Annotated in this window: 17 protein-coding genes; 14 read left to right on the top strand and 3 right to left on the bottom strand. The window is 41.1% G+C overall.

What is annotated here, in order from left to right; genetic code table 11:
• Positions 1-3 precede the first annotated feature (3 nt).
• Genes purM through purD form a run of 4 tightly spaced genes read left to right on the top strand, consistent with a single transcriptional unit; the run spans position 4 to position 4,444 of the window.
• Complete coding sequence (purM, locus tag M3610_RS25610; RefSeq protein WP_251463356.1) at positions 4-1,038, top strand: phosphoribosylformylglycinamidine cyclo-ligase; 1,035 nt, start codon at positions 4-6, stop codon at positions 1,036-1,038.
• A complete protein-coding gene (gene purN / locus M3610_RS25605; RefSeq protein WP_251463355.1) occupies positions 1,035-1,637 on the top strand; it encodes a phosphoribosylglycinamide formyltransferase in 603 nt (200 codons plus the stop codon). The genes purM and purN overlap by 4 nt, the downstream gene beginning before the upstream one ends.
• Positions 1,612-3,150: a bifunctional phosphoribosylaminoimidazolecarboxamide formyltransferase/IMP cyclohydrolase gene (gene purH, locus M3610_RS25600; protein ID WP_251463354.1), complete on the top strand. Its 1,539-nt coding sequence runs from the start codon at positions 1,612-1,614 to the stop codon at positions 3,148-3,150. The genes purN and purH overlap by 26 nt, the downstream gene beginning before the upstream one ends.
• Positions 3,151-3,169: 19 nt before the next feature.
• Positions 3,170-4,444: a phosphoribosylamine--glycine ligase gene (purD, locus tag M3610_RS25595; RefSeq protein ID WP_251463353.1), complete on the top strand. Its 1,275-nt coding sequence runs from the start codon at positions 3,170-3,172 to the stop codon at positions 4,442-4,444.
• Here purD and M3610_RS28540 read toward each other — a convergent pair.
• Together M3610_RS28540 and M3610_RS25590 are read right to left on the bottom strand one after the other, a co-directional pair.
• On the bottom strand, positions 4,441-4,554 hold the full coding sequence (locus M3610_RS28540) for an EYxxD motif small membrane protein (protein WP_373561643.1): 114 nt from the start codon (positions 4,552-4,554) through the stop codon (positions 4,441-4,443). The genes purD and M3610_RS28540 overlap by 4 nt on opposite strands.
• A 67-nt stretch (positions 4,555-4,621) precedes the next feature.
• Complete coding sequence (locus M3610_RS25590; protein ID WP_098571079.1) at positions 4,622-4,927, bottom strand: YgaP family membrane protein; 306 nt, start codon at positions 4,925-4,927, stop codon at positions 4,622-4,624.
• Between the two features lie 171 nt (positions 4,928-5,098).
• Here M3610_RS25590 and M3610_RS25585 point away from each other — a divergent pair, with 171 nt between their 5' ends.
• The 8 genes from M3610_RS25585 to pruA all read left to right on the top strand — a co-directional run bounded on the left by M3610_RS25585 (position 5,099) and on the right by pruA (position 16,657).
• On the top strand, positions 5,099-6,844 hold the full coding sequence (locus M3610_RS25585; RefSeq protein ID WP_251463352.1) for an adenine deaminase C-terminal domain-containing protein: 1,746 nt from the start codon (positions 5,099-5,101) through the stop codon (positions 6,842-6,844).
• Positions 6,845-6,909: 65 nt separating this feature from the next.
• The gene (locus tag M3610_RS25580) at positions 6,910-7,962 is read left to right on the top strand and encodes a DUF3048 domain-containing protein (RefSeq protein WP_098571108.1); all 1,053 of its coding nucleotides are present in this window, start codon (positions 6,910-6,912) and stop codon (positions 7,960-7,962) included.
• 118 nt (positions 7,963-8,080) lie between these two features.
• Entirely contained in the window at positions 8,081-8,395 is a 315-nt protein-coding gene (locus tag M3610_RS25575; protein WP_098571077.1) for a YerC/YecD family TrpR-related protein, read from the top strand.
• A gap of 199 nt (positions 8,396-8,594) precedes the next feature.
• Complete coding sequence (pcrB, locus tag M3610_RS25570; RefSeq protein WP_098571076.1) at positions 8,595-9,278, top strand: heptaprenylglyceryl phosphate synthase; 684 nt, start codon at positions 8,595-8,597, stop codon at positions 9,276-9,278.
• Between the two features lie 71 nt (positions 9,279-9,349).
• Positions 9,350-11,626: a DNA helicase PcrA gene (gene pcrA, locus M3610_RS25565; RefSeq protein ID WP_251463351.1), complete on the top strand. Its 2,277-nt coding sequence runs from the start codon at positions 9,350-9,352 to the stop codon at positions 11,624-11,626.
• A 70-nt stretch (positions 11,627-11,696) separates the two neighbouring features.
• Positions 11,697-13,706, top strand: coding sequence for an NAD-dependent DNA ligase LigA (gene ligA, locus M3610_RS25560; RefSeq protein ID WP_251463359.1), 2,010 nt, complete (start codon positions 11,697-11,699; stop codon positions 13,704-13,706).
• 13 nt (positions 13,707-13,719) lie between these two features.
• The gene (locus tag M3610_RS25555; protein ID WP_251463350.1) at positions 13,720-14,877 is read left to right on the top strand and encodes a CamS family sex pheromone protein; all 1,158 of its coding nucleotides are present in this window, start codon (positions 13,720-13,722) and stop codon (positions 14,875-14,877) included.
• A 232-nt stretch (positions 14,878-15,109) separates the two neighbouring features.
• The gene (gene pruA, locus M3610_RS25550; RefSeq protein ID WP_251463349.1) at positions 15,110-16,657 is read left to right on the top strand and encodes an L-glutamate gamma-semialdehyde dehydrogenase; all 1,548 of its coding nucleotides are present in this window, start codon (positions 15,110-15,112) and stop codon (positions 16,655-16,657) included.
• Between the two features lie 45 nt (positions 16,658-16,702).
• Here pruA and M3610_RS25545 read toward each other — a convergent pair whose 3' ends face one another.
• On the bottom strand, positions 16,703-17,533 hold the full coding sequence (locus M3610_RS25545; RefSeq protein WP_251463348.1) for a hypothetical protein: 831 nt from the start codon (positions 17,531-17,533) through the stop codon (positions 16,703-16,705).
• A 143-nt stretch (positions 17,534-17,676) separates the two neighbouring features.
• On the opposite strand from M3610_RS25545, the gene M3610_RS25540 reads away from it, so the two are divergent.
• Together M3610_RS25540 and M3610_RS25535 are read left to right on the top strand one after the other, a co-directional pair.
• A complete protein-coding gene (locus tag M3610_RS25540; RefSeq protein WP_098571072.1) occupies positions 17,677-17,904 on the top strand; it encodes a hypothetical protein in 228 nt (75 codons plus the stop codon).
• Positions 17,905-17,927: 23 nt separating this feature from the next.
• The gene (locus M3610_RS25535; protein ID WP_251463347.1) at positions 17,928-18,914 is read left to right on the top strand and encodes a hypothetical protein; all 987 of its coding nucleotides are present in this window, start codon (positions 17,928-17,930) and stop codon (positions 18,912-18,914) included.
• Positions 18,915-19,074 lie beyond the last annotated feature (160 nt).

The raw sequence follows: 19,074 nt of genomic DNA, 5'->3' as shown, positions 1-19,074 counted from the left end.
AGCGTGGCAAATGCATATAAACAAGCAGGAGTTAATATCGAAGCCGGCTATGAAGCGGTAGAGAGAATGAAAAAGCATGTTCAAAAAACAGCCCGGGCTGGCGTCCTTGGCAGCCTAGGCGGATTTGGCGGTATGTTTGACTTATCCGCACTGCAATTAAAAGAACCTGTTTTGGTGTCAGGCACCGATGGGGTGGGCACGAAACTAATGATTGCTTTTTGGATGGATCAGCATGATACGATTGGGATCGATGCGGTCGCCATGTGTGTCAATGATATTGTCGTTCAAGGCGCAGAGCCTTTGTTCTTTCTAGATTATATTGCCTGTGGTAAAGCACAGCCTGAAAAAATTGAGGCAATCGTTAAAGGGATTGCGGACGGATGTGAGCAGGCTGGTTGTGCACTCATTGGCGGTGAAACAGCGGAAATGCCTGGATTATATAGTGAAAATGAGTATGACCTTGCCGGATTTACGGTTGGTGCTTGTGAGAAATCACAGCTTATCACGGGTGAAACTATTCAAGAAGGTGATGTCCTGATTGGCTTAGCCTCAAGCGGCATTCACAGCAACGGTTATTCATTGGTACGAAAAGTGTTTAATGACTGGTCGTTATTAGATTTCGTCGATGAGCTTGGCTGTACATTAGGAGAAGAGTTACTCAAGCCTACAAAAATTTATGTAAAACCGATTTTGTCCGCATTGAAAAAGTTCCAGTTAAAGGGAATGGCTCATATTACAGGCGGCGGGTTTATTGAAAATATTCCTCGGATGTTACCAGAAGGTCTAGGAGCCGAGCTGTATGAAAAAAGCTGGGAGATTCCACCCATTTTTAAACTAATCTCTTCCCATGGACAAATTGATTACCAAGAGATGTATAATATTTTTAACATGGGTATTGGTATGGTAATTGCTGTAAATCGTGAAGATGCAGCTGAAGTGTTAGAACACTTTAGACAATCTGGGGAAACTGCCTGCGAAATTGGCATTGTTACCAGTAATCAAGGAATCAACATCAAAGCTCAGGGTGGCCGCCTATGAAAAAGATCGCGGTGTTTGCATCAGGGAGCGGAAGTAATTTTCAAGCGATTATTGATGTAGTCGAGTCGGGCGACCTTGATGCAGACATTTCTCTTTTAGTTTGTGACAAACCGGGCGCTTATGCAATCGAAAGAGCCAAAACAGAGAAAATTCCAAGTTTTATTTTTAGCGCAAAGGATTATCCTAGTAAAGAACATTATGAAGAAGAAATTTTAGCTCAATTAAAGTCCTATGGTGTAGAATTCATTGTCCTAGCCGGATACATGCGTTTGATTGGTCCTAAATTGTTAGCCGAGTATAAGGGAAGAATCGTCAATGTCCACCCATCCCTGCTTCCAGCCTTTCCAGGGAAGGATGCAATCGGGCAGGCATTGGCCGCTCAAGTGAAGTGGAGCGGAATTACTATCCATTTTGTTGATGAGGGAATGGATACAGGTCCCATTATCGTTCAGGAACGGGTTCGTATTGAAGAAAATGAGACAAGAGAGAGTCTGCAGCAAAAAATCCAGAAAAGCGAACATAAGCTTTATCCATCCATACTTCAAATGCTATTGACACAAGGAGATGTAATCAATGACACAAAAGCGCGCGTTAATTAGTGTTTCTGATAAAAATGGAATTACTGACTTTGCGAGAGAACTAGTCAGCCTAGGGTTTGAACTAATCTCAACCGGTGGTACAAAAAAAGCTCTTCAAGAGCAGGGAATTCCTGTAATGAGTGTTAGTGATGTAACAGGTTTTCCGGAAATTTTAGAAGGCCGTGTAAAAACGTTAAATCCATTTATCCATGGCGGCCTGCTTTCTAAGCATGACAATCCTGATCATTTAAAACAGCTGGACGAGCACGGAATTCAGCCTATACAGCTAGTTTGCGTCAATCTTTATCCTTTCCAGCAAACCATCGCTAAACCAGATGTAACGGAAGCAGATGCGATTGAGAACATTGATATTGGCGGCCCATCAATGCTGCGCGCTTCAGCTAAAAACCATCAATATTTAACAGTTGTCGTTGATCCTGCCGATTACGCAACGGTTATTGAGGAGTTAAAAGCAGATGGTGCAACCACACTAGAAACAAGAAGAAAGCTGGCAGCTAAGGTATTCCGTCATACAGCCGCTTATGATGCATTGATTGCTGAATACATGACAAACCTAGCACAAGAAGAGACACCTGAAACCTTAACGGTTACTTATGACCTTAAGCAGACACTCCGTTACGGAGAAAATCCACATCAAAAAGCTGCTTTTTACAAGAAGCCACTTGGTTCGACGTTCTCGATCGCCAATGCGGTTCAGCTTCATGGAAAAGAACTTTCCTATAACAATATTAATGATGCGGATGCAGCTCTGCAGATTGTTAAAGAGTTTTCAGACCCAGCTGCAGTAGCTGTAAAGCATATGAATCCATGCGGTGTCGGAACAGGTGAAACTGGATTTGAAGCATTCACAAAAGCATTTGAGGCCGATCCTGTTTCAATTTTTGGCGGAATTATTGCCTTTAACCGGGAAGTGGATGCCGAAACAGCTGCAAAGCTTCATGAAATTTTCCTAGAAATTATTATTGCACCATCTTTCTCGGAAGAAGCGTTAACGATTTTAACAGCGAAAAAGAACCTTCGCCTGTTAACTATTCCATTTAATGATGCCAAAAAACCTGAGTTTAAAATGACTACAATAGAAGGCGGATTGCTTGTTCAAGAGCAGGACCGTTACACGTTGGAAGACGCGAATGTTACGATCGCAACAAAACGACAACCAACAGATGCGGAATGGGCAGCATTAAAACTTGGCTGGAAGGTTGTTAAACATGTGAAATCCAATGCTATTGTTGTGACGGCAGAGGATATGACAATTGGGATTGGCGCAGGGCAAATGAACCGAGTAGGAGCAGCGGAAATTGCCCTTAAGCAAGCCGGTTCAAAAGCAGAGGGAGCAGCCCTTGCATCCGACGCCTTTTTCCCAATGGACGATACCGTTGAAGCAGCAGCAAAAGCTGGTATTACAGCAATTATTCAACCAGGCGGATCAATCCGTGATGCAGATTCAATTAAAAAAGCAGATGAATATGGAATCGCCATGGTATTTACGGGCGTAAGACATTTCAAACATTAATTGGTTGGAGGGCTTTCGAATGAACGTACTGATTATCGGCCGCGGCGGTAGAGAACATGCAATTTGCCGAAAAGTAAGTGAAAGTGTGAATGTAGAAAAAGTATTTGTTGCACCGGGGAATGTCGGAATGACCGATGTAGCGGAGCTTGTCTCAATTGAAGAGTCAGCACATGAATTACTGCTTCAATTTGCCAAGGAAAACCGTGTCGGCTTGACGATTATTGGACCTGAAGTTCCTTTGCTTGAAGGTTTGGCCGACAAATTTGAAGCAGCTGGTTTGGCTGTATTCGGTCCGCGTGCTAACGCAGCCGAGATTGAAGGCAGTAAGTCATTTGCGAAAGAACTAATGGAGAAATATCAAATTCCTACCGCTGACTATGCTGTGTTCACTAACTATGAGGAAGCCCGTAACTATATCGAAGAAAAAGGGGCACCGATTGTCATTAAGGCAGACGGATTGGCAGCGGGGAAAGGTGTCACGGTTGCGCTTACGAAAGAAGAAGCGCTTTCGAGCATAGAGGAAATGCTCGTTGATGCAAAATTTGGGGCTGCCTCTTCTCGGGTGGTAATTGAAGAGTTTTTAGCAGGTGAAGAATTTTCATTGATGGCATTTGTAAATGGAGAAGTAGTCGTTCCACTTGAAATTGCTCAGGACCACAAACGGGCCTATGATGGGGACCTTGGTCCAAATACAGGCGGAATGGGAGCCTATTCCCCTGTTCCTCAGATAGGTGCGGAAACGATTCAAACGGCGGTTGAAACGGTCCTTCTTCCCGCAGCTAAAGCGATGGTCGAAGAAGGAAGAAGTTTTTGTGGAGTCCTTTATGCCGGCTTGATCAAAACTACATCTGGGCCAAAGGTAATTGAATTTAATGCTCGTTTTGGTGACCCAGAAACACAAGTTGTTTTACCTAGATTAAAATCGGATCTTGTTCAAGTCATCTTAGAATTATTAGCTGGTAAAACACCGGTTTTAGAATGGGATGAGCAAACAATGATTGGTACAGTAGTTGCTGCAAAAGGGTACCCTGAGGCTTATGAAAAAGGGGCAGTGCTAACTGGATTGACTGATTTCAATTCCGCTGAGGTGTTTACTTTTCATGCTGGAACCGCCAGAAATGAAGAAGGTGAGTTTGTAACTGCAGGAGGCAGGGTGCTTCTAGTTGGGGCTAAGGCTGAAAGCTTAGTGGAAGCACGTGAAAAAGTGTATCATGAACTTGAAAAGTTAACGTCACAGGATGTTTTTTATAGAAAAGATATCGGGGCAAAAGCAATTCACCCCGTGAAGAGTTAACGAGCTCGTCTTTTACTAGTTCGCCGGATAAAAGTATAAAGAAGTGCCACGATGCTGCCAATTATGGCAATTAAAATGAACGACATATCCGTTAGATACTCCCAAAACATGAATACTCAACTCCTATGAAGGGCTGACCACTGAGGGTCAGCCCTTTAGAATAACCGCTAATTCACTTTAAGTTGGATTATAAGGCAACATTTCATCGCCATTTTGGCTAGTTAATCCTTCCATCCCATCCATTGAATCCATTGCCTGATCATGCTCAGAAATCATGCATTGGCATTTTTCAAATAAGGCAGTAAGGGGACAAAAACGGACAATTCCTTCCGCCACCTTCATAGCCCCGCACATAGCAACAAATAAATAAGAATCGCGCCAAGGGTGTTTGACAAGCTTGGAGGTAGTCCAAGAAAGAATTGTTAATCCAAGGGTGATACGAATTAAAGCATTAATAATACTAATATTTGGTCTCACATTCATTTTGTTCACTCCTTCACAAAATATTTACCATTCTTAGCAATTCTTTAATGCGTTAAACAGCAAAATATGATAGTATAGTATCTAAAGAATTTTTTGTAAGGGCTTTCTTTAGTGTTAATTCAACTTATTCTTATATAGATTAGAAAGTTTTTTGAAAAGGGAGGAAGACGTATGCTAGAACAACGCTACCGCTGGAAAAATAAACACTTACGCATGCATGTTTCCATTTTAGATGGAAAAGCGTCTCCAACCATTTTATTGAAAAACGCCTTGTACTTAAATCAGACGTTTCGAAAGTGGTTGAGAGCAAATATTTGGATATATGAAGATCGGATTATTTATGTGGGCGAAAACTTACCAGCTCAACTTGATAACTGTGAAATCATCGATTGTACCAATGAGATTCTTGTTCCCGGTTATATCGAACCACACGCTCATCCGTTTCAATTATATAATCCCCTAACGCTTGCAGCATATGCATCCCAGTTTGGGACGACAACATTAATCAATGATAATATGGCTCTTATTTTACATTTAAATAAAACGAAAGCGTTTTCATTACTGAAGGATCTTCGTTCAATTCCAACAACGATGTTTTGGTGGAGCCGTTTTGATTCTCAAACTGAAATTTTGAATGAAGAAGAAATCTTTTCACATAGTAATGTTAAATCATGGCTCGAGCACGATGCGGTCCTGCAGGGCGGGGAATTGACAGGCTGGCCGAAACTGCTTGATGGCGATGATATGATGCTCCATTGGATTCAAGAAGCGAAACGGATGCGCAAGCAAATTGAAGGACATTTCCCTGGAGCTTCGGAAAAAACATTGGCAAAAATGATGCTGCTTGGGGCAGACAGTGACCACGAAGCGATGACGGGTGAAGAGGTATACAATCGCTTAATGCAGGGGTATATGGTGTCCTTAAGGCATTCCTCGATTCGACCGGATTTACCAAATATATTAGACGATATGAAGCGTATGGGTATTGATGCTTATGATCGATTAATGCTAAATACAGACGGTGCTTCCTCGACTTTTTACGAGCAGGGAGTCACCGATATGACGATTCGTATTGCCATTGAAAAAGGTGTTCCAGTCATTGATGCCTATAATATGGCCACGGTTAATATTGCTCGATATTACAAGATTGAGCATCTCCATGGTACAATTGCGACTGGCCGGGTGGCCAATATTAACTTTTTAACGAGTATTGAGGATCCAACACCTAAATCCGTTCTCGCAAAAGGGAAATGGGTGAAAAGGGATGGAAATTCAATTTTGGATGCCTATCCTCCAATTACATGGGACGAATATGGACTAAAACCATTGGAAGTGGATTGGGACTTGACGTTAGATGATTTGCAATTTTCAATGCCCTTTGGAATCAAGATGGAAAATGCGGTCATCACAAAGCCCTATTCGATTTCAATCGATGCTTCAGGAGATGAATTATCATCGAATCATGATGAATGCTATTTTACCTTGATGGACCGAAATGGGAAGTGGAGAATTAATACTTTATTAAAAGGATTTGCTAACAATTTATCGGCTTTGGCAAGTTCCTATTCCAACACAGGGGATATTATTTTAATAGGTAAAAATAAACAAGATATGCTTCATGCTTTTAATAGAATAAAAGAATTAGGCGGCGGTATTGTGATGGTTGAGAATAGTCACGTAGTTTGCGAGCTGCCATTAACTTTACATGGAATTATGTCAAACGTTCCGATTGAAGAGTTAATCTGCCAAGAAAAGCAGCTGCTGATTGAGTTAAGAGAGCGGGGCTATGGATTTTCTGATCCTATTTATAGTCTTGCCTTCTTTTCTGCGACACATTTGCCGTACATTCGGATTACTCCACAGGGAATGTACGATGTAATGAATAAAACAGTACTCTTTCCGTCAATAATGCGTTAAACTGTAAGTGAGTAAAGGGTTAAAGTGTGAAAGTGAAAAGAAAGTAAATAGGGGTGTTCATGAAAATGAAAAAATGGACTGTTTTCATGTTAGTTTTCCTGTTACTACTTTCTGGATGTAGTAATAAGGAAAAGGAAAAGAAACCTGTTGAGAAGGAAAAAACAGTGACACAAACAGAAACAGAAAAAGAGCAGCCAGAAGAGAAACCAGTTGCCCCCTATTCCTATCCATTAACCGGGGTAGGATCTGAAACAAGTACTGATACAAGAGCTGTAGCTGTTATGATTAATAATCACCCAAAAGCAAGACCGCAATCAGGTCTAACCAAAGCAGATCTTATATATGAAATTCTTGCAGAAGGGGATATTACACGCTTCCTAGCTGTCTTTCAGAGTGAAAAACCTAAGAATATCGGCCCTGTAAGGAGTGCGAGGGACTATTATATTTTCTTGGCCAAGGGACTTAACGCTCTCTACATTGCTCATGGATATAGCCCGGAGGCAAAGAAACTCCTTAATAGGAACTATATTGATAACCTAAATGGAATCGTCTATGACGGTACGCTCTTTAAACGTTCGAAGACCCGTAAAGCACCTCATAATTCCTATATTACGTATGAAAATATTTTAAAAGGTGCAAAGCAGAAGAAATATTCCATGGAAAAAGGTCCAGCCCCATTTACTTTTTTGACAGAGGATGAATTGAAGAATATCACAGGTTCCGATGCAAAATCTGTGAAAATTAAATATTCAAATGGCGGCATTTCTAACTCCAAGTTTGAATTTGATGCAGCCACTGGCAAATATAAGCGGTTTTCAGGAGATGAGCAAACGATCGATTTAGAAACAAAAGAGCCTGTGTTAGTGGATAATATCTTTATTGTTGAAGCTAAGCATCGATTTATCGATTCGTATGGGCGTAGGGAAATTGATCTTGAGTCTGGCGGCAAAGCCTATCTGCTGCAAAAGGGGAAGGTTAACCAAGTGGAATGGAAGAATAAGAACGGAGAAATTGTTCCCGTCAAAAATGGCGCAGATGTTCCACTGGTACAAGGAAAAACATGGATCAACGTAATTCCAACCAATCCAGGTCTAGAGAAAAGCATCTCGCTTGATTAGAACTAAATATAAGAACTTTTCTAATTTTATAAACATGTTGATTTTTGCGGAAAGCGAAGCTCCTGGAGTGAAAATCAACAGACATTTAAAACACAGTCAACACTAAAGGAGTAATAAAATGCAAATTAATAAATTACGTGGAAAAGAACTTGACCAGTTATTTCAGGCAGTTCTTTCATTAAAAGATCTAGAAGAATGCTATCGTTTTTTTGATGATTTGTGCACGATAAATGAAATACAATCATTAGCACAGCGTCTGGATGTGGCAAGAATGCTTCGCGAAGGGAATACGTATCATAAAATTGAAACAGAAACTGGAGCAAGCACAGCTACCATTTCTAGGGTAAAGCGGTGTTTAAACTATGGAAATGATACCTACGAAATGGTGCTAGAACGTGTGAAAAATGAAAAAGTACAAACTGAACAAGAATAAACAAGCCGGAGAGAATGCTCTTCGGTTTTTCTTTTTTGGAATCTAGCTACAGCGCCAGGGGCTCGGGTCATAAGCCCCTGGTCAAGGCGCTTCCGCTTTTTAATTTGGTTAAATTTAGATTTAATGTATTGTTTTTTTATCGATTCGGCTAGTGCTATAATGGTGTAATGGAATTGATGAGTGTGGGAGGATTTTTTTGATGTATGATTTTCGCGAGTGGCGGCATGTGTTCAAACTCGACCCAAATAAAGAACTATCGGATGATCATCTAGAAATCATCTGTGAGTCTGGAACGGACGCAATAATTGTAGGGGGGACAGATGGGATTACACTTGAAAATGTCCTCGATTTAATGGCGAGAATTCGTAGATATTCAGTGCCGTGTGTCCTTGAGGTTTCAACAATTGAGACAGTTACACCAGGGTTCGACCTTTATTTTATTCCAACCATATTAAATAGCAGGGATGCTAAATGGATTACGGGACTACACCATCAAGCAGTTAGTGAATTTGGTGAGATTATGGATTGGGAAGAAATTGTCATGGAAGGTTATTGCATATTGAACGATGACTGCAAAGCTGCAAAACTGACAAATGCGAATGCCAACTTAACTAATGAAGAGGTAAATGCCTACGCCATTATGGCAGAAAAAATGTTTCATCTGCCCATTTTTTATATCGAATATAGCGGCAAATATGGGGATGTTAACTTGATTGCTGACGTGAAAAAGTCGCTTGAAAAGACGGTTCTTTTTTATGGAGGCGGAATAACAACGATTGAACAGGCTGCAGAAATGGCCAAACATGCAGACGTGATTGTCGTGGGTAATGTAATTTATGAAAATTTTGATCTAGCGCTAGAAACCGTAAAGGTCAATCGATAGATCATTGCTTATATAGCTGAAAAAAGTTATGATAAAAATAAGAACAAATGTTTGTATTGGTGGTGGATAATATGCAATATTTAAGTGATAAGCTATTAAACGGACTGAATCCAGAACAGCAAAGTGCTGTGAAAACAACCGATGGGCCGCTGTTACTAATGGCTGGAGCCGGAAGTGGCAAGACTAGGGTGCTTACTCATCGAATTGGATATTTAATCGTAGAAAAACGGGTGAATCCTTATAATATTTTGGCAATTACATTTACAAATAAAGCCGCTCGAGAGATGAGAGAACGGATTGGAAAAATGATGGGCGGAGCTGCCGAAGAAATATGGATTTCCACTTTTCACTCGATGTGTGTAAGAATTTTACGCAGGGATATCGACCGAATTGGTTTCAACCGGAATTTTACGATTCTTGATTCTACCGATCAGCAATCCGTGGTGAAGACAATCCTAAAGGAAAAAAATATTGATCCGAAGAAATTTGATCCCCGTGCGATTCTAGGATCAATCAGTTCAGCTAAAAATGAGTTGATTGACCCGGAAGAATATAAGAAAGCAGGCGGAGGCTATTTTGAGGATGTCGTCGCTAAGGTGTACGAAGAATACCAAAAGAGATTGCGAAAAAATCAGGCACTAGACTTTGATGACCTCATAATGATGACGATTCAATTATTCAAACGCGTTCCGGATGTTCTGGAATATTACCAGCGTAAATTTCAATATATCCATGTTGATGAGTATCAGGATACGAACAAAGCCCAGTATCTGCTCGTAAAGCAGCTGGCTAGTCGTTTTAAAAATTTATGCGTGGTCGGGGATTCAGACCAATCCATTTATCGGTGGCGCGGAGCGGATATTGCCAATATCCTTTCGTTTGAAAAAGACTATCCGAATGCAACAGTTATATTACTAGAGCAGAACTACCGCTCCACAAAAAGAATCCTTCTAGCAGCCAACAAAGTGATCGAAAACAACCTGAACCGGAAAGCGAAGAATCTTTGGACCGAAAACCCAGAAGGAAACAAACTGGTTTATTACCGAGCCGACAGCGAGCAGAGTGAAGCGCAATTCGTTGCTGGGAAAATTAAAGAATTAACTCGGAATAATGAGCACAAATTGACCGACATTGCCATTCTTTATCGTACGAATGCTCAATCCCGTGTGATGGAGGAAGTCCTTCTTAAATCGAATATCGAATACTCCATCGTCGGCGGAACAAAGTTCTATGACAGAAAAGAAATTAAGGACATGCTTGCTTATTTACGGTTAATTTCGAATCCTGATGATGATATCAGTTTACGCAGAATTATCAATGTGCCAAAACGCGGAATAGGATCAAGCTCACTCGATAAAATCGCCAATTTTGCTGACATGCATGATTTATCGATTTATCAAGCGCTTGAGTCCGTTGAACTGTTAGGACTAAGTCCGAAAATCACGAAGGCAGCTAGGGAATTTCGCGATTTGATTGGTAATTATACCAATATGCAAGAGTATCTTTCTGTTACAGAACTCGTTGAAGAAGTTCTAGATAAAACAGGGTACCGTGAAATGCTGAAGGCGGAAAAATCCCTGGAAGCACAAAGCCGTCTTGAAAACCTTGAGGAATTATTGTCAGTAACAAAAAGCTTTGAAGATGCAAGTGAAGACAAGAGTCTAGTCGCCTTTTTAACTGATTTGGCCCTTGTTGCTGATATTGATGCCCTTGATGAAGATACCCAAGAAAAGGTTGATTCGATTACGCTGATGACCCTTCACTCGGCAAAAGGTCTTGAATTCCCAGTAGTCTTCTTAATCGGAATGGAAGAAGGAGTCTTCCCGCATAGCCGTTCGTTGATGGAAGAAGTAGAAATGGAAGAGGAGCGCCGTCTTGCCTATGTAGGGATCACTAGAGCGGAGCAAACACTGTTCCTGACCAATGCTCAAATGCGGACATTATTTGGACGGACCAACATGAACCCGCCTTCCCGCTTTATTAAGGAAATCCCTGCGGACCTGATCGAGGGAGTTGAACTGGCAGAGAAAAAGCTGAGTTCGCCATTTGGATCAACTGGTAAATCATTTGGTTCTGCGCGAAGCGCCTCATTCGGAATGCCGAAGACCTCATTTAGTACACCGGCTTCGGCAAGAAAACCAGTTATGCGGCCTGTTTCCGCTGCGTCTGCTGGAGGAGAGGAACTCGGCTGGAAGGTGGGCGATAAAGCCCAGCACGGAAAATGGGGCACAGGAACCGTTGTCAGTGTAAAAGGACAAGGGGAGGGAACGGAACTCGATATTGCTTTTCCGAGTCCGGTTGGAATCAAACGTCTGTTAGCTAAATTTGCTCCGATTACGAAAGCATAAATACCTAGAGAAAAATTCATGAGCCGCTCGGGATCGGCTCATGAAAATCCTTTTAGAAAGGACTGGATATATGGACCTTCAAACTGCAGAAAAGAGAATTGCAGAAATAAGCAGCCTGCTAAACCACTATGGCTATGAATATTATGTGTTAGACAAACCTTCCGTACCAGATGCTGAATATGACCAATTAATGCAAGAGTTATTGGAGCTTGAGGAAAAGTTCCCACAATTAAAAACAGCCGATTCCCCGTCAGTACGGGTTGGCGGGGCCGTACTCGATTTGTTTGAAAAAGTCGAGCACCGTACGCCAATGCTTAGTCTCGGCAATGCCTTTAATGAACAAGACTTAAAGGATTTTGACCGCCGTACACGTCAAGCGGTCGGTGAGGATTTTTCCTATGTATGTGAGTTGAAAATAGACGGTCTTGCTGTCTCTTTACGGTATGAGGATGGGGTCTTTATCCAAGGTGCAACCCGTGGAGATGGGACCATTGGTGAAGATATCACGGCTAATATAAAAACGATTAAGTCTGTCCCGCTGCGTTTGCGTGAAAATGTGTCCATGGAAGTACGCGGGGAAGCCTTTATGCCAAAACGTTCGTTTGAGGCCTTGAATCAGGCGCGAGCAGAACGCGGTGAGGAGTTGTTTGCGAATCCAAGGAACGCAGCGGCAGGGTCGCTGAGACAACTGGATCCTAAAATAGCAGCATCTAGAAGGCTGGATGTCTTTTTATATGGAATCGGTAATATAAGTGAAAGCAGTGGAATCGATTCACATAGCGAAGGTCTAGATTACCTAGATCGTCTCGGGTTTAAAACCAATCAAGAGCGAAAAAAATGTGCTTCCATTGATGAAGTCATTGAATATGTAAACAGCTGGGTGGAGAAGCGTCCGCATCTTGCTTATGAAATAGACGGGATTGTTATTAAAGTAGATTCCTATGCCCATCAAACAGCACTCGGAACGACTGCAAAAAGCCCGCGTTGGGCAATTGCATATAAATTCCCTGCAGAAGAAGTGGTCACTACCCTTTTAAATATCGAGTTAAGTGTAGGCAGAACAGGTGTGATTACTCCAACGGCGATTCTTGAGCCTGTTAAAGTGGCAGGAACAACCGTTCAACGTGCCTCTCTGCATAACGAAGATTTAATCCGTGAAAAAGATATTAAACTAGGTGACAAAGTCGTTGTTAAAAAAGCAGGCGATATTATACCAGAGGTGGTCAATGTCTTGGCAGATCAGCGTACGGGCGAAGAAGTGGAATTCCACATGCCAACGCATTGTCCGGAGTGTGAAAGTGAACTAGTCCGTTTGGAAGGCGAAGTAGCCTTGCGTTGTATCAATCCTAAGTGCCCGGCACAACTTCGGGAAGGCTTAATTCATTTTGTTTCAAGAGTCGCTATGAACATCGATGGCCTTGGTGAAAAAGTAATTAGCCAGCTTTTTGCTGAAAAATTGGTTGAAGATGTTGCTGACATTTATAAACTGACCCGTGAACAGCTGTTAGCCCTTGAAAGAATGGGGGAGAAATCTGCAACGAATCTAATCAAAGCGATCGAAATTTCAAAAGCAAATTCACTAGAAAAACTTTTATTTGGATTAGGGATTCGTCATGTAGGGGCCAAAGCTGCAAAGACGCTCGCGCAGCAATTTGGTACAATGGACAAACTTGCACAGGCATCTAAAGATGATTTACTGGCCATTAATGAAATCGGTGATAAAATGGCGGATTCGATTGTTGCCTATTTTGAAAAAGAAGAAGCAGTCGAGTTAATCAACGAATTAGCCGCAGCCGGTGTCAATATGGAATATAAGGGTGCAAGGCCCGTTGCTGCGGATGAGTCTGATTCCATTTTTGCAGGTAAGACAGTGGTTCTCACTGGAAAGCTCGAACAATTATCCAGAAATGAAGCGAAGGATAAAATCGAAGCGCTTGGTGGAAATGTGGCTGGCAGTGTCAGCAAAAAGACACATCTGGTTATTGCAGGTGAGGATGCAGGATCTAAATTAACCAAAGCACAAGAACTAGGAATTGAAGTGTGGGACGAGGAGAAACTCCTAGCTGAATTAAATAAATAAGAGGTGTATCAACGTGAGAAAATTCTCATTGCTCGCTCTCTCCCTTGTCTTTTTGCTGAGTGCCTGTGCACCAAATTTTGAGAAGCAAAATGAAACGGTGCAAACAAAGGAGAAAGTGAAAGGGAAGGCAATTATTCCAAAATATAATATTTCAGACAGCTATTATCGGACAATATTGCCGTTTGAACCAGGGGAAGCGCGCGGATTGGTCGTAAATAATATAAATACAAGATATGACTTAAACGAGTTTGAAATGGGCCTCATGCGAATTGCCCAAAATTCGTTTGATACGGAAAAATATTTATTTCGAGAAGGACAGGAAATCAAGGAAGATGAAATACGACGTTGGTTAAACCGTAAATATACAAAAGCACAGTTAACAGACAAGAAAATTAAAGAGGCCAAAAATACCGGCCTAAACCCTGTTGACACAGGTAAAAAAGGTGAACCGAGCTCGCCGATTTATTTAGCTCATATATTAGAGCACGACTATTTAATAAAAAATGATAAAGGGAATGTAACGCTCGGTGGTGTTACGATTGGTCTTGCCTTAAATTCCGTTTATTATTATAAAAAAACAGCAGACGGGGATACCTTTGAGCAAAAAATTCCTCATTCAGAACTCGTCAGGGAAGGAAAGAAAATTGCAGCAGAAGTAGTAAAGCGCATGAGGAACATGAAAAACTTAAAGAATGTTCCGATTACGATTGCCCTGTTTGAACAGGCAAGCAAATCATCTGTTGTTCCTGGTAACTTCATTACTTATGCCACTATCGACGAAGGCAGTGCGACCTTAAACAGCTGGGAAAAGGTAAATGAAAAGTACTTTCTTTTTCCCTCCAACGAAGCAAAGAATGCACACCGTGATGACCTGACTGCATTTTTAAACTTTAAGCAGGATGTGGAAGAGTACTTTCCTAATTATAATGGCGTAATCGGAAGGGCCTTTTATATCGGAGATCAACTGCAGGATTTGAATATTAATATCCCGATTCAATTCTATGGAAAAACGGAAGGGATTGGCTTTGCTCAATATGTCACCGGACTTGTCATGGAACATTTTCCTAAGTATTTATCCGTTACGGTAAGTGTTACATCAGTAGACGGACCAGAAGCCTTGATTGTACGCAAGGCGAATGAAACCGAACCATTTGTCCATATTTATCAATAAGATCCGGCATTATGCTGGTTCTTTTTTTATTTCCAAGCATGGATAAAGAAACTAATCAAACGATTGATTAAATGTACATGGAAAAACAACAAAATTTGAGGAAAATCCACTGCCTTTTGTGCAAGGAAAGCCTTCTATTTTTAGAATTGACTATCAATTGCTACAAAGAAAAGAAACATGTTAGAATGAAAAGTGGATTGTAAACGTTTTTAATACATAGGAGGTTTAAGAAATGGTCCAACCTTACAAACACGAACCCTTTACAGATTTTACAATTGAGGAAAACCGCCAGGCCTATCTAAAAGGATTAGAAATAGTTGAAAGTTATTTAGGTCAGGATTACGATCTAGTTATTGGCGGAGAAAGAATTAAAACTGAAGATAAAATCGTTTCCTATAACCCTTCCAATACGCAAGAAATCATTGGCAGCGTGTCAAAAGCCAGCCAAGATCTAGCTGAAAAAGCGATGCAAGCAGCCGTTGAAGCATTTAAAACTTGGAAAAAAACAAAGGCAGAAGTTCGTGCTGATGTACTTTTTAAAGCAGCAACGATCATTCGCCGCCGCAAGCATGAGTTTTCTGCTCTTTTAACAAAAGAAGCAGGTAAGCCATGGAGAGAAGCTGATGCAGATACAGCAGAAGCGATTGACTTCCTTGAATATTATGGACGCCAAATGCTGGCCATTAAAGATGGTGTGCCAGTAAATAGCCGTCCAAACGAATTTAACCGTTACAATTATATTCCGCTAGGCGTGGGAATTATCATTTCACCTTGGAACTTCCCATTAGCGATTATGGCTGGTACGACTGTGGCAGCGATTGTAGCTGGGAACACGGTTCTATTAAAACCAGCTTCTACAACTCCAGTAGTTGCAGCGAAGTTTGTGGAAGTTATGGAAGAGGCGGGTCTTCCTAAGGGCGTCTTAAACTTTGTACCAGGCAGTGGTGCTGAAGTGGGCGATTATTTAGTTGACCACAAAGATACTCGCTTTATCAGCTTTACTGGTTCACGTGATGTTGGACTTCGCATTTTCGAACGTTCTTCAAAAGTGAACCCAGGTCAAGTATGGATGAAGCGTTTAATCGCTGAAATGGGCGGAAAAGATACGATTGTCGTTGACAGTGAGGCAGATCTTGAACTTGCAGCACAATCTATTGTTGCCGGTGCATTTGGCTTCTCAGGTCAAAAATGTTCAGCATGTTCACGGGCAGTCATCGTTGAGGATGTTTATGATACAGTCTTAAACCGCGTGGTTGAATTAACGAACCAATTAACGGTGGGTGACCCTGCAGAACAAGGAACATACATGGGTCCAGTAAACGACAATAATGCGTTCAAAAAAATCATGGAATACGTTGAAATCGGTAAGCAAGAAGGTAAGTTAATGGCTGGAGGCGAAGGAGATAATTCTAAGGGTTACTTCATCAAGCCAACTGTAATTGCTGACCTTGCTCCAGATGCGCGCATCATGCAGGAAGAAATCTTTGGTCCAGTTGTTGGATTTACAAAAGCGAAAGACTTCACTCATGCTATTGAAATTGCCAACAACACAGAGTATGGCTTAACTGGTGCGGTAATCACGACGAATCGTGAACACCTAGAACAAGCTCGTGAAGACTTCCATGTTGGTAATCTTTACTTCAACCGTTCTTGTACTGGAGCGATTGTTGGTTATCAGCCATTTGGCGGCTTTAATATGTCCGGAACTGACTCCAAAGCAGGCGGTCCTGACTACTTATTGCTTCATATGCAGGCAAAAACAACTTCTGAAATGTATTAATAATAAAAGTGAAACCCCTTCTCGAGAACGAGAAGGGGTTTGTTTTTACTTTGCCACATCTATCACAAACGGAACGGTAAATACTTTCCCATCCTGTTGAAACTGGCCCCACACCTTATAGATCCCCTTTTCAGGAAACACGGTCATAAAGGTGACCTTTGGACCGTTTCCTTCCGTTGTCATCGGATGGATGTGCAAATATTTTTCCACATCATCACTTATGGCAACGGCATGCCCCAAGGCGCCTAAATAAGGCTGTAAGTTTTTAATCGGTTGGCCGCTGGCAGCGTCACTTATTGTAAAATTCATGTGAACCGTCATTCCTGCCATCAAATGGTCAAAGGAAAGCGCCACTTTTTTTCCATCGACGACTTTGGTCAGCTTCTGATCCGGGACGAGGGGCTGCTCTTTTGTGGTCTTCCCCTCAATTTCGACCCAATGACTTTCTACGCTAGGGTCCCCTCCACCCTTAGGAGTAAATTCAGACAGAAGCATATAATCTCCGCCGGCAGGGAACTTTGTGGTAAAGGCAAATTCGCCTTTCCCCTTATAATTTGGATGGATGTGAGAAAAATAAGCTAAATCCTTACTAAAAATAAAGAGATGCATTTTTTTCTCATGAACCGTATCAAACGATTGAATTGGTTTATTTGATTCATCCTTAATGAACACTGAAATGGGTATTTCCTTGTTTGCGTTGGGATGATCCTCGATTTTCCATTCAGACTTTGTGGGAATGACATCAGTTGGAGTGGCACTCATTCCATGGTCCATCCCCGACGACTTCGGGACTTTAATCGGATTACAAGCAGATAAAAGTGCCATGTACAAAAGGGAAATAACGATTATGGACTTTTTCAGTTGGAATTCCTCCATTCATAAACAAACTTACTTTCTATAAAATACATTACCTAATTCAACCATTGCAAGAATTTTATGTAATTAGTAAGTTCCTTAGCATATAAATAATGATAAAATAGGAGTAGGCAAAAGGAAGTAAAGTATGGGGGATTATAGAATTGATTCCATTGTATCTATTTCACGTCACAACCGTCGAACACAGTGAAAGTTTACTGTGGACCTTTTTACTCTGTAATGTTTTTGTTGTTACAGCAGGGATTGTATTTATTTATAAATTATTTCGACAGAAGCCTGTTCGAGCCTCGGGAATAACGTTTGCAATTGCTTTAGCCATCAATTATATCCTAATTGCCATCTTTGGGGATATATTCGACCTGCTTGGATGAGGGAAAGAGGGGAGATGTTATCATTGAAATATTACCGTTTGTGGGTACTTGCCTTTCTATTGAAATTCATAGGATCTGCATGGGATGCTTCCTATCATTTTAGATATTTATTTGAGGAATACTCTATTCCCCATATTGTCAATACGATTGGATTTATCTTAGGGGCCTTTTTGTTATTACAAGAGTGGCGGAGTCCACACTTTATGGACCGATTTTCAAGGAATCTTATTACCATTGGATATGTTTTATTTCTAATTGGCATTCCCTTAGATTTTACGTACCATATTGCGTATGGAATTGATTTAACTACCTGGAGTCCGACTCATTTTATTTATTATATCGGAACGAGTATGATGATCATCGGCGTATGGCGCGGGTATTTTATCCATACGAGAGAAATTCAACCGTCATGGAAGTCCCTTCATACTTGGTTTGCGATGTATCTCCTTGAATGCTTAATGTTTCCGAATATGCAGCAGGAAAATGGTGCGATCTCCTATGATCAATACATTCATGGAAGGTCAATTGCTTCAAAAGAAATCCTTGAATTAATCTCAGACCCGGCCTCCCAGATTTTTGGCGGCATTCCAGAATGGGTATATCCGATCTATTCCATCCTAATGGTTGCTCTCCTAACGATTTTAATTATTCGCTTTTGCCGGGATTATACGATCCCAGTTATGGCGACAGCACTATATATCTTATTTCGATTTGTCGGAAAAGCCATTTTTTACTCCGTTGGTTACCCTACCTCCTATGTTCCAATCACGCTATTATTCATTCCATTAAGCTTCTTATTAATTAGAAAATACTCTCGATTAGCCGGGGGTGTGGGCAGCATCGCTTACTTTATCGCCCTGTATCTGATTCATATCTCAGGAATACTCATCACACCGCCGCTTGAATTATGGGAACTTGTTCCGGTCGCTGTCATTGGAGTACTGGTACCATCAATAAATTTATGGGTTAAACCATACCCTTTACAAAAAACAGAGAAAAAAGTTGTTTAACCAAAATAGCATACAATGTGTGCTATTTTTTTTTGTTTACAGCGAGATTTTGACAGTTATGTGAATTTATTCACAAGTTAAAGTTAGAATGTGACGTACTTCACAATTTTTATCAACACTAGCCTTTACAATGTAACTATAAAGAAAATCTTATAATATT

This window comes from Neobacillus sp. MER 74 (assembly GCF_023714155.1).
The sequence above is the reverse complement of the archived record's forward strand: the minus strand, read 5'-3'. Positions and strand labels throughout refer to the sequence as shown.